Annotated in this window: 12 protein-coding genes; 6 read left to right on the top strand and 6 right to left on the bottom strand. The window is 69.4% G+C overall.

The features are described from left to right. Window positions 1–109: 109 nt before the first annotated feature. Genes EV652_RS20425 through EV652_RS20410 form a run of 4 tightly spaced genes read right to left on the bottom strand, consistent with a single transcriptional unit; the run spans window position 110 to window position 3,985 of the window. Entirely contained in the window at window positions 110–358 is a 249-nt protein-coding gene (locus EV652_RS20425; protein WP_132210750.1) for a DUF2630 family protein, read from the bottom strand. After that, a complete protein-coding gene (locus tag EV652_RS20420) occupies window positions 355–1,122 on the bottom strand; it encodes an ABC transporter permease (RefSeq protein ID WP_132210749.1) in 768 nt (255 codons plus the stop codon). Before EV652_RS20420 ends, EV652_RS20425 begins: the two co-directional genes overlap by 4 nt. Before the next feature lie 43 nt (window positions 1,123–1,165). Next, window positions 1,166–2,887, bottom strand: coding sequence for an AMP-binding protein (locus EV652_RS20415; RefSeq protein WP_132210748.1), 1,722 nt, complete (start codon window positions 2,885–2,887; stop codon window positions 1,166–1,168). 48 nt (window positions 2,888–2,935) lie between these two features. Further along, window positions 2,936–3,985 carry an ArsB/NhaD family transporter gene (locus EV652_RS20410; protein WP_132210747.1) on the bottom strand — a complete coding sequence of 350 codons (1,050 nt, stop codon included), beginning with the start codon at window positions 3,983–3,985 and terminating at the stop codon, window positions 2,936–2,938. Window positions 3,986–4,020: 35 nt separating this feature from the next. Here EV652_RS20410 and EV652_RS20405 point away from each other — a divergent pair, with 35 nt between their 5' ends. After that, window positions 4,021–6,726: a bifunctional acetate--CoA ligase family protein/GNAT family N-acetyltransferase gene (locus tag EV652_RS20405; protein WP_132210746.1), complete on the top strand. Its 2,706-nt coding sequence runs from the start codon at window positions 4,021–4,023 to the stop codon at window positions 6,724–6,726. Here EV652_RS20405 and EV652_RS20400 read toward each other — a convergent pair. After that, on the bottom strand, window positions 6,719–7,225 hold the full coding sequence (locus tag EV652_RS20400) for a DUF2087 domain-containing protein (protein WP_132210745.1): 507 nt from the start codon (window positions 7,223–7,225) through the stop codon (window positions 6,719–6,721). The genes EV652_RS20405 and EV652_RS20400 overlap by 8 nt on opposite strands. A 56-nt stretch (window positions 7,226–7,281) precedes the next feature. Between EV652_RS20400 and EV652_RS20395 the strand changes: the two genes are divergently transcribed. The 5 genes from EV652_RS20395 (at window position 7,282) to EV652_RS20375 (ending at window position 12,722) form a co-directional block, all read left to right on the top strand. Next, window positions 7,282–8,349, top strand: a complete 1,068-nt coding sequence (locus EV652_RS20395) for a P1 family peptidase (RefSeq protein ID WP_242001880.1) — start codon at window positions 7,282–7,284, stop codon at window positions 8,347–8,349. A gap of 107 nt (window positions 8,350–8,456) precedes the next feature. Further along, window positions 8,457–9,158, top strand: coding sequence for an ABC transporter ATP-binding protein (locus EV652_RS20390; RefSeq protein ID WP_132210744.1), 702 nt, complete (start codon window positions 8,457–8,459; stop codon window positions 9,156–9,158). Between the two features lie 124 nt (window positions 9,159–9,282). Beyond that, complete coding sequence (locus EV652_RS20385) at window positions 9,283–10,923, top strand: FtsX-like permease family protein (protein ID WP_158441200.1); 1,641 nt, start codon at window positions 9,283–9,285, stop codon at window positions 10,921–10,923. Window positions 10,924–10,980: 57 nt separating this feature from the next. Further along, entirely contained in the window at window positions 10,981–11,592 is a 612-nt protein-coding gene (locus tag EV652_RS20380) for a DUF5998 family protein (RefSeq protein WP_132210742.1), read from the top strand. Between the two features lie 5 nt (window positions 11,593–11,597). Beyond that, window positions 11,598–12,722 carry an alkaline phosphatase family protein gene (locus EV652_RS20375; RefSeq protein WP_132210741.1) on the top strand — a complete coding sequence of 375 codons (1,125 nt, stop codon included), beginning with the start codon at window positions 11,598–11,600 and terminating at the stop codon, window positions 12,720–12,722. On the opposite strand, the gene EV652_RS20370 is transcribed toward EV652_RS20375, so the two are convergent. Beyond that, window positions 12,719–14,380, bottom strand: a complete 1,662-nt coding sequence (locus tag EV652_RS20370) for a S8 family peptidase (RefSeq protein ID WP_242001879.1) — start codon at window positions 14,378–14,380, stop codon at window positions 12,719–12,721. The genes EV652_RS20375 and EV652_RS20370 overlap by 4 nt on opposite strands. Window positions 14,381–14,461 lie beyond the last annotated feature (81 nt).

Here is a 14,461-nt window from a genome sequence, read left to right as displayed (position 1 = left end):
CTGTTCCTCGACAGCTCAGAAACCTAGACAGGGAACGGCGTGCGCCACTCAAGGCGCGCTCAAATCACCCACACATGCGTCAGGAGAGCCGGTTATCCGCTGAAATGCGTCAGCCGAGGTAGCCCTCGACGGTGTCGGTGGAGCGGGCCTTGGCGTCCTCGGGGTTCTCGCCGAACTCGCGCTTGGCGCGGCGCTGCCGGAGCAGGTCCCAGCACTGGTCGAGCTCGACCTCGAGGGCCTGCAGGCGGGTCCGCTCGTCCTGATCGTCGATCTGCCCGGCGGCGTGCTTGGTGCGCAGCTCGTGCTCCTCGGCCACCAGCTCGTCGATCCGGCTGAAGAGGCTCTTGTCATCGGTCATGAGGAAACGGTACGCCCGTCTGGGAGGGCTGAGCGGGCCAGTAGCTCGGTGATGGTGAGGATCGCCAGCGACTCGGCTGCAACCAGTCCGATCAGGACCACCAGTTGGAGCGCGGCGGCCTCGGTCGGCGATGCCCCGCCGAGCACCATCCCGACGAACGCTCCGGGTAGCGAGACGAGCCCGACGGTCCGGGTCTGATCCAGCGCGGGCAGGAGCGCGTCACCCGCGACCGGCCCGACCACGAGCTTGAACGCGTCGGGCGGCAGCAGCCCGACCGACAGCCCGGCCTCGAACTCGCCGTACCGGGTGCCGTACTCACTCAGCACCCGGCGGCCGGCCAGCGTGGTGGCGGTCATCGTGCCGCCGATGATGATGCCGCCCATCGGCAGGATCGTGGCCGGGTTCCGCGGCACCACACCGGGCAGGATGAGCAGCAGCAGTACGACGAACGCACCGCAGCCGATCGCGGTCGCGCAGTAGGCCCACTGCCGCGGAATCGCGACCGTCGAGTGGATCCGCCGGGTGCTGGTGAAGGTGGCGACGACGAACATCACCAGGACGAAGGCGATCGCGCCCAGCGTGTGCTGGAGGGCGACGCCGACGACGAGACCGACCGCGCTGAGCTGCACGACGGCCCGCAGCGCCGCGGTCACGATGCCCTTGTCGTGCCGGAGCCCGGCGTATCGGGACGCGCCGACGCCGATCGCGATCAGCAGCGGCAGGACGACAACCGCCGCAAGCCCCAGCCCGGTGTCAAAAGACATCCGCCCATTCCAGCACGCCTACCCATGGCGGACGGCCTTTGACTCACCCCTCCTTGAAGTCCGCCTCGTCGTAGGCGTGCTGGGTGGTTTGTCCGCTGTCGACCTTGGCTGCCTCGTCCTCGCGGAGCTCGACTCGGCGGATCTTGCCGGAGATGGTCTTGGGCAGGTCGGCGAACTCGATCCGCCGGATCCGCTTGTACGGCGCCAGGTGGTCCCGGCAGAACTGCAGGATCTCGCCGGCCAGCTCACGCGACGGCTCATGCCCGGCGGCCAGTACGACGTACGCCTTCGGCACCGCGAGCCGGACCGGATCCGGCGACGGTACGACGGCCGCCTCCGCGACCGCCGGATGCTCGATCAGCACCGACTCCAGCTCGAACGGGGAGATGCGGTAGTCGCTGGCCTTGAACACGTCGTCGGAGCGGCCGACGTACGTGATGTAGCCGTCCTCGTCCCGGCTCGCGACGTCGCCGGTGTGGTAGTGACCACCGCGCATCACGTCGTCGGTCAGCTCCCGGGCGTCGCGGTAGCCGCGCATCAGCGGGACCGGGGCCGGCGCCAGTTCGATGCTGATCTCGCCGTCGTCGCTGATCTCGTCGGTCGACGGGTCGATCAGCGCGATCGTGTAGCCGGGCAGCGGTCGGCCCATCGAGCCGAGCTTCACCTCCTGGCCGGGGGTGTTGCCGATCTGGGCGGTCGTCTCGGTCTGGCCGTACCCGTCCCGGATGGTGATGCCCCAGGCGTTGCGGACCTGCTCGATCACCTCGGGGTTGAGCGGCTCACCGGCCGAGATGCATTCGCGGATCTGCACCTTCACCGCGGACAGATCCGCCTGGATGAGCATCCGCCAGACCGTCGGCGGTGCGCAGAAGGTGGTCACGCCGTACGTCTGCAGCACCCGCAGCATCTTCTCGGCGTCGAAGCGCGTGTAGTTGTAGAGGAAGACGGTCGCGCCCGCGTTCCACGGGGCGAAGACGTTGCTCCACGAGTGCTTCGCCCAGCCGGGGGAGGAGACGTTGAGGTGGACGTCGCCGGGCTGCAGACCGATCCAGTACATGGTCGACAGGTGGCCGACCGGGTAGCTGACCTGCGTGTGCTCGACGAGCTTCGGCTGGCTCGTCGTACCGGAGGTGAAGTAGAGGAGCAGCGAGTCGTTCGCGGCCGTGTCCACCTCGGGCACGGGACCTTCGTACTGCGCCGAGTCGTCATACACGAGCCAGTTGGGCACCGGTTCGCCGACGGCGACGCGGATGCAGTGGTCAGCGATACCGGCGTAGCGGCCGGTGTCCGCGCTGCTGGTGACGACCGCCCGTACGCCGCCGCGCTCGATCCGGTCCGCGAGGTCGGCGTCGGTGAGCAGCGTCGTCGCCGGGATCATCACCGCGCCGGCCCGGATACAGCCGAGCATGGTCTCCCACAGCGGGACCGTGTTGCCGAGCACGACCAGGACCCGGTCGCCCGGTTGCAGACCGGCCTGGGTGAGCCAGCCGGCCACTTGACGGGACCGCTCGGCCATCTCGGCGTACGTCCGGGAGTTGACCTCACCGTCCTCCTCGACGATGGTCAGCGCCGCGACCTCGGGCTGCTCGACCGCGAGCGCGTCGAACCAGTCCCGCGCCCAGTTGAACCGGTCGAAGTGCGGCCACCTGAAATCCCGGTACGCCGTCTCGTAGTCCTCCCGATGCGCCACCAGAAAGTCCCGCGCCTCCCGGAACTCCCGGGTGACGTCCGTGGTGCTCTGTTCGGTGCTGTCCGCTGGGCTCATGCCCGCACTATTGCCCAGCCACTACCAATCAGTAAACGCAGGCCGGCCTCAACCGAGAGCCAGGACGGCGCCGGTGACCACGAGCGGGGTCAGGATCAGCCCGCGCCAGAGGAACGACCACCAGGAGATGTCGACGCGGGCGGCGTCGCAGCGGTCTCGCCACAGGAGGGTGGCGAGAGAGCCCCAGAGGGTGAGCAGGCAGCCGCAGTTGACGCCGATCAGGAGCGCCATCATCCGGTGTGGGCTGTCAGCGGCCACCGGTTCCATCGCCAGGTAGGCCGGGAGGTTGTCGGCCAGGTTCGCGCCGAGTGCCGCGGTCGCACTCAACCGAAGCTCGGACGTGCCACCCGCGATCCGGCTCAGTACGGTGTTCAGCCCGTGGTCGGTGAGGAAGCCGACGACGAGGAACAGGCCCACCACGGTGGCGACCAGCTTCGCCGGGACCAGCGACCACCTGAGCGCGGCCCGTCGCCGTACGGCGAACAATCCCACCAGCAGGATCGCCCCGATGCTGGCCGGCCAGGCGACCTCGATTCCGGACACGAAGGCCGGTCCGAGCAGCAGACACACGCCTGCCGACCCGCAGAACAGCACCTTGTCGTCCACATGCGGCGTCGGCGGTACGACGTACTTCCGGCGCAGATCGCGATGGAACAGCACCGCCAGCACACCCACCGTGATCAAGATCGCAGCGATCGCCGGCCGCCAACTCACGGCGACGAAATCAGCGTCGAGACGGCGGAACTGGTGCAGTGCGAGCAGGTTCGTGAGGTTCGAGACCGGCAGCAGCAGTGAGGCGGTCGCGGCCAGCCAGACGGTCGTGAACGCGAACAGTTTCGGCGGGATGTCGAGCTGACGCGCCATCGCGAGCACGACCGGCGTGAGCAGAACTGCGCAGGTGTCCAGGGACAGGACGATCGTCAGCCCGGTCGCGAGCGCGACCACGAGCAGCCAGAGCCGCCAGACCCGACCACGGGCCAGGTGGGCGGCCTCACGCGCCGCGACGTCGAAAACCTTCGCCTCGTCGGCCAGTTCGGCGATGACGGTCACTGCGACGAGAAACACCAGGACCGGCGCGATCCGCTCGACCAAATTCACGACCTCCCATCAGGCTGTTTGAGTAGGCTGGCCGGGTGACCCAGCAACCGGCCCAGTATGGCCCGCACCACCCCGCCGGTTACCCGGCGGAGTTGGAGGCGGACGTCGTACTGCGCGACGGTGCCACCGCTCATCTGCGGCCGATCACCCCGGACGACGCCGACCTGCTGGTCGCGTTCTACGCGCGGGTGTCGGAACAGTCGAAGTACTACCGCTTCTTCGCCCCGTACCCACAGCTGTCCGACCGGGATGTGGCGAGGTTCACGCAGGTGGACTACCACGACCGGTCGGCACTGATCGTCACCGTCGGCAACGAGATGATCGGCGTCGGGCGGTACGAGCGGACCGGACCCCGGACCGCGGAGGTCGCGTTCCTGATCGAGGACGCACACCAGGGCCGCGGGCTCGGGCAGTTGCTGCTCGAGCACCTCGCCCAGGCGGCCCGGGAGAACGGCATCACCCGGTTCGTCGCCGAGGTGCTGCCGGACAACCGGAAGATGATCACCGTCTTCACCGAGGCCGGCTACAAGGTCATGCGCGAGTTCGAGGACGGCGTGATCATGGTCGAGTTCGACATCGCGCCGACCGACACCTCGTTCGGCGTGATGCAGGCGCGGGAGCAGCGGTCGGAGGCGCTGTCGATCGCCCGGCTGCTGGCCCCGTCGAGTGTCGCGGTGATCGGGGCGAGCCGGCGGGAGGGGACGATCGGCAACGCGTTGGTGCGCAACCTGCGCGACGGCGGTTTCACCGGTCGTCTGTACGCCGTGAACACCGATACCGAGGCGGACGAGATCGAGGGCGTCCCGGCGTACCCGACGATCAGCGATGTGGACGACACGGTCGATCTGGCCGTGGTCGCCGTCCGGGCCGAGATGGTCGCCGACGTGGTCCTGGACTGCGCCGCCAAGGGCGTCCGCGGGCTGGTCGTGGTGTCGAGCGGGTTCGCGGAGATCGGTGACGAGGGCCGGAAGCGGCAGCGGTACCTGGCCGGGCTGGCCCGGTCGTACGGGATGCGGGTGATCGGGCCGAACGCGCTCGGGGTGATCAACACCGCGCCCGAGGTATCGCTGAACGCGACGCTCTCGCCGTTGATGCCGAGCAGGGGCCGGGTGGCGTTCTTCTGCCAGTCCGGTGCGCTCGGGGTGCCGATCCTGGCCGACATGGTCCGGCGTGGTCTGGGCCTGTCGAGTTTCGTGTCGGCGGGTAACCGGGCCGATGTCTCCGGCAACGACCTGATGCAGTTCTGGTACTCCGACGAGTCGACCGAGGTCGTGCTGCTGTACCTGGAGTCGCTGGGCAATCCGCGCAAGTTCAGCCGGGTGTCGCGTCGGCTGGCCGGTCGCAAGCCGGTGGTCGCGCTGAAGTCCGGCCGCTCGACGCAGGGTGTGCCGCTCGGTCAGATGGTCCGGCGCAGTCAGTTGCCGCCTGCAACCATCGACTCGATGTTCCGGCAGAGCGGGCTGATCGGCGTCGACACCACCGGTGAGCTGTTCGACGTCGCCCAGCTGCTCGCGCACCAGCCGTTGCCGAAGGGACGCAGGGTCGCGATCGTCAGCAACTCCGACGCGCTGACGCTGCTCGCGCTCGACACGATGGCCGGCTGCGGACTGGATGTCGCGGGGGAGCCGCGCAACCTGAGCCCGGACGCGACCGCCGAGGACTTCGGTGCGGCGCTGTCGGAGGTGTTCGCCGACGATCGGGCCCACTCGGTCGTGGTGATCTACACGCCACCGGTCCAGTCGAATGGTGCCGAGGTCGCGCAGGTCGTGGCCGCGGCGGCCGCGGGATCGGACAAGCCGGTGCTGTCGACGTTCCTGGCGTCGCGCAGCGTGCCGGAGGAGCTTCGGGTGCCGGACGCCGAAGGCGGTGCTGCCCGCGGCTCGATTCCGTCCTTCCTGAACCCGCAGTACGCCGTTGGCGCGCTGGCCAAGGCGACCTACTACGCCGAGTGGCGGCGCCGGTCGGACAGCCGGATCCCCGACCTGCCGGACGTCGACACCCGGGCGGCGGAGGACTTCGTCGCGGAGTACCTGCAGCGGCATCCGAACGGCGCCGACCTGAACGACGCGGACCGGCAGATGCTGCTCAGCTTCTACGGGATCTCGGTGCTGCCGGCGTTCCCGGTGCAGAGCGCCGACGAGGCGGTGCAGCGAGCCGCGGATCTCGGCTTCGAGGTGATCCTGAAGGCGACCGCCGAGCAGTGGCGGATGCGGCCGGACCTGGCCGACATCTGGCGGCACATCCACGACGAGGACGACATGCGTGGGGCTTGGGCCGAGATGACCCAGACCTTCGGGGTCGCGTCCGACCCGAGTCGCGCGCAGTTCGTCGTACAGAAGATGGCGCCGCCGGGAGTGCCGGTGGTGGTCTCGGCGTTGGAGGACGTGTCGTTCGGGCCGGTGGTGACGTTCGGCCTGTCCGGTGTCGCCACCGACCTTCTGGGCGACCGCTCGTACCGGATGCCGCCGCTGACCACGCGCGACGCCGCCGAGATGGTCCGCGAGGTCCGGGCGGCGCCGCTGCTCTACGGCTACCGCGGCACCGACCCGGTCGACATCTCCGCGATCGAGAACCTCCTGCACCGCGTCTCCCGGCTGACCCTCGACCTCGAGGAGGTCGTCAAGCTCGACCTCCGCTCGGTCCTGGTCGGCGCCCAGGGCGCGACGGTCCTCGACACCGCCATCCGCATCGCCCCGAACGAGAAGCCCCGTCAGGACACCCCGGCCCGCCGCCTCACCTGACGTAGATGCTGTCCGAGCGGCTCAGCAGGCGGGCGTCGACCAGCTCGCGGCGGAGTGCCGCGTGGTCGGGATGCCAGCGGTTGAGGATCTCGTTGACCTCGGACTCGGGGTAGCTGCGACCAGGTTCGAAGCTGTTGACGATGTACTCCAGCACGATCCGGAACTTCGCCGGCACGGTCGGGAAGATCGTCAGCCGGCCGTCCCGGATGAACGACTTGAGCACAGCGTCGCGGTCCGGGTCCGGATCAAGCGGCTCGCGTTCCGGCCGCGCTTCCCGCACAGCATCCTTGAAGGCCGCCTCGTCGGCTTGCAGACCGGCCGGCGAGTCAGTGATCAGCCCGCCCTTGGCCAGTCGCTGCAGGGCCTTGTGGACGACGGGCGCCGTCAGTCCGGTGCTTCCGGCAACCTGCTCGGGAGTGGTGGCGCCGAGGACGACCGCGGAGTACGTCCGCAACCTCGACGGTTCAGCCAGCAGACCACAGAGCAGATCAGTGTTCATCCTTCCAAATTAGTGTCCGCCGCAACCGGATTTCGGCGGGATGCTAAACAGTGCGCATGACGATGACGCCGGGTCCGCACAACGCGATCACCGATGTTCCTGGGGTGTTGGTCGGTCAAGTCGAGCGGGTCGATACGCCGTACCTGACGGGGACGACGGTGGTGCATGTGCCAGGTGCGGCGGTGGCCGCAGTGGATGTCCGTGGAGGTGCGCCGGGCACGCGGGAGACGGACCTGCTGGAGCCGGTGAACTCGAACCCTGGCGCGAATGCGGTCGTGCTGACCGGTGGCAGTGCGTACGGCCTGGACACCGCGGGGAGTGTGATGCGGTGGCTCGAGGAACGCGGTGAAGGCGTGCGGGTCGGGCCGGGGGAGCGGGACGTCGTACCGATTGTGCCGACCGCGGTGATCTTCGACCTTGGCCGCGGCGGTGACTTCACCGCACGACCCGAGCCGTCCTGGGGCGCGGACGCGATCGATGCCGCCACGGACGGTCCTGTTGCCCTCGGCAACCACGGCGCCGGCGCCGGCGCCCGGGCCCGATCGCTCAAGGGCGGCGTCGGCTCGGCCAGCGTCCAGCTCGAGGACGGTACGACGGTCGGCGCGCTGGTGATCGTGAACGCGGCCGGATCGGCGGTGGACACCGAGGGCCGGTTGTACGGCGCCCGGTTCGGCCTCGGTGACGAGTTCACCCACCTGCGGACACCGACCGACCAGCCGGCCCTCCTCACGCCCGGCCGGAACCTGATCCCCGGCCCGAGTTCCGGGATGAACACCGTGATCGCGGTGCTGGCGACCGACGTACCGCTGGACAAGGCGGCGACGAAGCGGATGGCGATGATCGCGCACGACGGGCTGGCCCGGGCGATCGACCCGATCCACACGCTGGTCGACGGCGACAGCATCTTCGCGCTCTCGACCCGCGTCGCCGACGACGACCGTCCCCGGCTGAGCGTGACCGACCCAGTCGCACTCGGCCAGCTGGAAACGGTCTACACCGCCGGAGCCCGCACGCTGTCCCGCGCGGTCGTGCACGCGATGCTCAACGCTGAGACCGTCGAGACCCCGACCGGCCCGATCATGAGCTACCGCGACGCCTATCCGTCAGCCTTCCGGACCGACTGACGTACGACCCCAGTACTACGACGACCCGACGAAGGACTCCGGAAGACGACAGCAGGACCGGTCCGCGGGCCGACGATCCCAGCGCCCGTCCGCGACAGGCTCTGGTCATGAGCTTCCAGAGTCCCCAACAGCAGGTCGTCCTCAGCGGTCATGGCCTGGTCAAGTACTACGGCGACGTCGTCGGGCTGGCCGGCGTGGATGTCGCCGTACGGTCAGGCGAAGCACTCGCCGTCATGGGCCCGAGCGGCAACGGCAAGACCACGCTCCTTCATGTCCTGGCCGGCATCCTCACCCCGGACCAGGGCGAGGTCTGGCTGGGCGGTGAGCGGGTTGATCACCTGAACGACGCAGCCCGGACCGTCCTGCGGCGCCGCCGGCTCGGCTTCGTCTTCCAGGACAACCAACTGCTCGCCGAACTGCCCGCCGACGAGAACGTTGCCCTGCCCTTGATGGTCGACGGTGTCAGCCGACGTGACGCGGTCGGTCGCGCCCGGATGACGCTCGCCCAGGTCGGCCTGACCGCGGAGGTCGGTCGTCGTCCGGGTGAGCTCTCCGGTGGTCAGGCGCAGCGCGTCGCGATCGCGCGAGCGCTGGTCGGTGAGCCGCAGGTCGTCTTCGCCGACGAACCCACCGGTGCTCTCGATGCGGCGACCGGTGCCCAGGTCATCGATCTGCTCGTCGGCGCGGCCACGCATCGCGGTGCCGCCGTGGTGGTCGTCACCCACGACAACGCCGTCGCCGCCCGCTGCCATCGGGTGCTGCGGATTGTCGACGGCCGCGTGAGCGAGTCGTTGGGAGCCGACCGATGAACCCGATGACGGTACTGATGCCACGCCTCCGGCGCCGCCGGTCATGGGGCTGCAACTCCCGGCCTTCCCTCGTCACTCCAGTCGCTGCGCTCCCTCCGCTCGTCAGTCCAGGCCGGGAGGCCCCATGACCGGCCTCGGTCTGCGATTCGTCCGCCGGCCAGGCCCTGGCGGACGCGCGGCCAACCTCGCGGCTCTCGGCGCGACCGCCGTCGTTTCACTCCTCGTCACCTTCCTGATCGCCGGATCCCTCGGCCTGGTCCATCGCTCGGACCGGATCGGCTGGCGCAGCGCCGACAAGGCCGACCCGGCGACCGCGATCGGTGCGATCAACCAGGACGACGACCAGTTGGTCGACGGCCTCCCGATGCTCCGCCTCGACCTCGCGACGCTGCGAACCAACGAGCTCCCGCCACCGCCAGGTCTCGACCGCACTCCGAGGCCGGGCGAGGTCTTCGTCTCACCCGAGCTGGCCAAACGCTGGTCCAGCCTCAGCAAGCAGTACGGCGTGGAGCAGCCGACCGGAGTGATCAGCGACAAGGGTCTGTCGTCCCCGGAAGAGCTGATCCTCATTCGCGGTGTCGCACCCAGCGCCGTGGGAGAACACCCGCAGTACGTCGCCAGTTGGCGCGAGAACGTGATGGACAGCCGCATGGTCGGCCTGCGGATCGCAGTTTCCTTCGGCATCGCTCTGGTGCTGTTCCCACTGCTCAGCCTTGTCGGTCAGGCCGCAGGTGTCGCCGCCAAACGCCGTGAGCACCGCCTCGCCGCGTTACGCCTCGCCGGAGCCACCAGGACCCAGGTGCTCAGGTTGAGCGCCGTGGAACAGGCAGTGCTCGGCCTGGGCGGTGCAGTCGTCGGTCTGATTGGCTACACGGTCCTGACTCCACTTATCGCGCGCATCCCGCTGGGCGGCGGCCGCTGGTTCGTCCACGACATCACGGTCAGCTGGTGGAACGTGCTCGTCGTCCTGGCCGCCGTACCCGTCCTGTCCGTCATCAGCGCGCTGATCGGGCTTGGCCGCGTCAGCATCACCCCGCTGGGCGTCGTCCGTGGTCAGACTCGCAAGGCGACCAGTGCGCTGCGGCTGGGGTTGCTGGTGATTGGACCAATCGTGCTGGCGTACTACGGCATGCAGGCAGCCGTCGTTCCGTTGCTGATCGGGATTGGTATGGCTGCACTCGCAGTACGGGTGATCGGGCCGTGGGCGGTGCAGGTGATCGGCAAGACGCTGGCGAACCTGGCGAACGGTCCCGTTGCGCTGCTGGCGGGGCGACGACTGGCTGACGATCCGAAGGGTGCCTTCCGGCCCGTGGCCGCGTTGGTTCTGAGTGGCTTCGTCACCGGCTTCATCTCGGTGTTTATGCCGGGTGAGAACGAGGATCCGTCGTACCAGGACATGCGCATCGGGGTGGCACTGCTCCTGGCGCTGGTGTTCCTGACCGTGGCTGCTTCGACCGCGGCCGGAGCGGTTGGTACGGCGCTGGACCAGGCGGGCCCTGCACGCGCGCTGCGGCGCTCGGGGGTGCCGCTGTCGGTCATCGAGCGGTCAGCTCGGCTGTCAGCCGTCGTACCGGTGATCGGCGTCGGGCTGCCCGTTGTGGGGTTCGGTGCCCTGTGTGGGCTGGCGTTGAGCGGCGGCAAGATCCTCACGCAGGGGAGTTCCGGCGCTTTCCTCCTGCTGGGACAGATCGTGGTGGGGCTGGTGCTGGTCGCCGTCGCGGGTGCCGCCGGGGCGCCGGTGTTGCGGAAGGCAAGTGCGAACTGATCGCGGTTGTCCACAAGGGGAAATCGCGCTGGGACCGCCACGTGCGAGGATGAGGGCATGCGTGACCTCAATCTGCCGGAACTCGCAGATGTCTCCTCCGCGCTCCGCGAGGCGATCGATCGGTGTGGCTACTACCCGGACGTGGTGACGGATTCGCTCGCGGTGGCGATCGCGGGCGAACCGATCACCGCGTTCGTGCTACAGCACGAGCCGACGTTCGACCGCGACGAGGTCCGGCGGCACATCACCATCCTTGCGCTGACCCCGACCCGGCTGATCGTCGGGCACACCGACGAGCACGCGGCCGACGAGCTGATCCGGGCGCCGTACGCGTCGACCTCGACCGAGGCGATCCCGCTGCAGCGGGTGAACGCAGTGGTGGTGAACCGAGTGGTGCCGAACCCGGCCGGCTACGCCTCGGGCAAGTCCGACCCGGCGGTGTCCGGCGGCGGCGAGGTCGTGCTGACGATCGGCTGGGGGATGGTGAACCGGATCGACCTCGAGCCGGCCGTCTGCGCGGACCCGAACTGCGAGGCCGACCACGGCTACACCGGCTCCGTCGCGGCCGACGACATCTCGCTGCGCATCAGCGCCGCCGCCGACGGCCCGGCCGGGATCCAGCAGGTGCTCGACTTCGCGCAGGCGCTGTCGTTCGCCACCAGCAGGTAGTGCCGATGTCTGCGGTGGTCAGCCCGCAGTACGGCGGTGGGGCGCTCGCCGACGTCCTGCCATCAGTGGCTGGTGCTCTCTCGGTTCCACACGAGCAGAACGTTCTCGGCCTACCGCCTGCGCCCAGGTACGCCGTACTGCTGCTCGACGGCCTGGGGTGGAAGCTGCTGCAGCGGCACGCGGACGTCGCGCCGTACCTCGCGTCGCTGCTGCCGACCGGTCGCAGCCTAACCGCCGGAGTGCCGTCGACCACCGCGGTCAGCCTGACCAGCCTCGGGACCGGTCTCCCGCCGGGTGCACACGGCATCGTCGGCTACACGTCGATCGTGCCCGAGTCCGGTGCGCTGCTGAACGCACTGCAGTGGGATGCACCGGTGGACCCGCGGAAGTGGCAGCCGCATGGGACCGTGTTCGAGCGGATCGCCGCGGCCGGCGTGGCCACTCGCAATGTCAGCAAGGCCCGCTTCGACACGTCCGGGCTCACCGCGGCGGCGTTCCGGGGGAGTAAGCATCGCGGTGCGGACACCGTGGAGGACCGGCTGGACGCGACCCGCTTCGCCAGTCGCGAGGGGACGTCGTCGCTGGTCTACGTGTACGACTCCCAGCTGGACTACACCGGCCACAACCAGGGCTCCGAGTCCTGGCAGTGGCGCAAGGAGCTGGCAGCGGCGGACGCGTTCGCCCTCCAGGTCCGGTCGGCGCTGCCGCGCGACGCCGTACTGGTCGTCGTCGCCGACCACGGGATGATCGACGTCGCGCCGGAGAACCGGGTCGACGTCGACGCCGAGCCGGCCCTGACCGACGGCGTTCGGCTCGTGGGTGGCGAGTCGCGCTTCCGGCACTTGTATTGCATCGAGGGCGCGGAGGCCGACGTACTCGCGACCTACCGGGAACGGCTGGGCGACAAGGCGCTGGTGCTCAGCCGCGACGAGGCCGTTGGACTCGGCTGGTTCGGCAGCGTCGAGGATCGGGTCGCGCCGCGGCTAGGTGATGTCGTGGTCGCTTCGCTCGGGCCGGTCGCGCTGGTGGCGAGCCGGCGCTACCCGCAGGAGTCCGGTCTGATCGGCCTGCACGGGTCGCTGACCGACGACGAGATGGCGATTCCGCTGCTCGTCGATCCAGGGGTCTAGAAGCTCCAGACGTTCCAGAAGAAGCTCGCCTGCGAGGTCTTCGCCTCACCGTCGCGTGCCGTGACGGTCACCTTGTACCGACCGGAGCCGGGCGTGAGTACGCCGGTGATCCAGCCGCGCTCGGCGTCGATGCTCAGGCCCGGCGGCAGTCCGGACGCCGAGTAGCTGATCTCACCCGTTCCGCCGGTGGCCTTCAGCAGCAGCGGAATCGCCGGTGCGCCGCCGAACCCGAGCTGGTCGGACGGCTTGGTGATCGACACCGCACCCTGCGGTTGCGCGGCCGCCGCACCGACCGCCTCGGCCGCGTCGACCATGCCTTCGCCGTAGTACGAGTTGTTCGCCTGGTTGCCGATGCACTCGCCGGACGCGCCGGGTGGGCAGGCCAGGTCATTCGCCTGCTGGGACAGCTTGGCGCGGACCTGCGCTGTCGTCAGCTTGGGGTCCATGCTGCGGAGCAGTGCGGCCACACCCGCGACGTGCGGCGACGCCATCGACGTACCGCTCATCGACTCGTAGCCGCCGCCCGGGACGGTCGAGTAGACGCCCTCACCAGGAGCGGCGACGTTGATCTTGTTCTCGCCGAAGTTGGAGAACCGCGACTTCGCGCCCGCTGCGTCGACCGACGCGACCACGACCATGCTCGGCAGCTCGGTCGGCAGGCTGATGCAGTCGTTCGTCACCGTGCGCAACGCCGGGGTCGAGTCGTTCGGGCTTGAGTCGTCGTCGGTCTTGGCAGCCAGGTTGTAGTCCTCGTTACCGGCCGCGGCGACGTTCACGACACCCTTCGAGTCCGAGTACGCGACGGACCGTCGGACCGCTTCCGCGATCGCGTCCTGGTCCGGGTCCGACGGGCAGAGGAACAGCCACGGGTCGACGTAGTAGCTGTTGTTGGTGATCGAGACGCCCTTGTCGGCGGCGAACATGAACGCGCAGACCGTGTTCTCCGGGAAGAACAACTGGCTGTCCGCCTCGGCGACGCGGATCGACGACACCTTCACACCCGGCGCGACACCGATCATGCCGGCTCCGTTGCGGGCCGCCGCGATCGTGCCGGCCACGTGCGTACCGTGCTCGCCGACCGGCCGCCAGGCACCGGGACGGGTGTCGGCCTTGCCGTAGGCGCAGGAGGCGGACTTGGTGGCGTCGAAGTTCGCCTTCAGGTCCGGGTGCTGGTCGTCCACCCCGGTGTCGAGGACACCGACGGTGACGGTCTTGGCGCCCGGGTTCTTGTCCCAGGCCCGGTTCGCACCGATCTGGGCCATATCGGGCCGGTCGGTCTCCGGCGTACTGCTCGGAACTTCCGGCACCTGCGCCGGGACGGCCGGTGCGCCGACGTCGGCGGGCAGATCGGAGGTGCGGGTGGCGCCGGCCTTCTGGACACCGTCGACCCCACGGATCTTGGCGACGAAGTCGGTCGCGGTCGAGTGCGCCACGATCACGCCGATCGCGTCGTACGTCGCGTAGACGGTGCCGCCGTTGGAGGCGATCGCGCCGGTGACCTTCCCGGTCTGGTTCGGCTCGGTGATGACGAGATACGCCCGCAGTCCCGCCTGCGCCTGGACCGGTACAGCGGCCTGGACCGGTACGGCGACCGCCGGAAGGGTGGCGGAGGCGGTCATCAGGCAGGCCGCGAGGAGCAGGACCAAAGCTTTGCGCACGATCCATTCAAACCGCACGGAGGCTCAGAACCCAAGCCGACCCCCGAGAACGGTACTGACCTGGTACGACGCGCCACCCCG

Source organism: Kribbella steppae (assembly GCF_004342025.1).
GTDB classification, from domain to species: domain Bacteria; phylum Actinomycetota; class Actinomycetes; order Propionibacteriales; family Kribbellaceae; genus Kribbella; species Kribbella steppae.
Note: the sequence above shows the minus strand (reverse complement) of the source record. Positions and strands in the feature narration are given on the sequence as shown.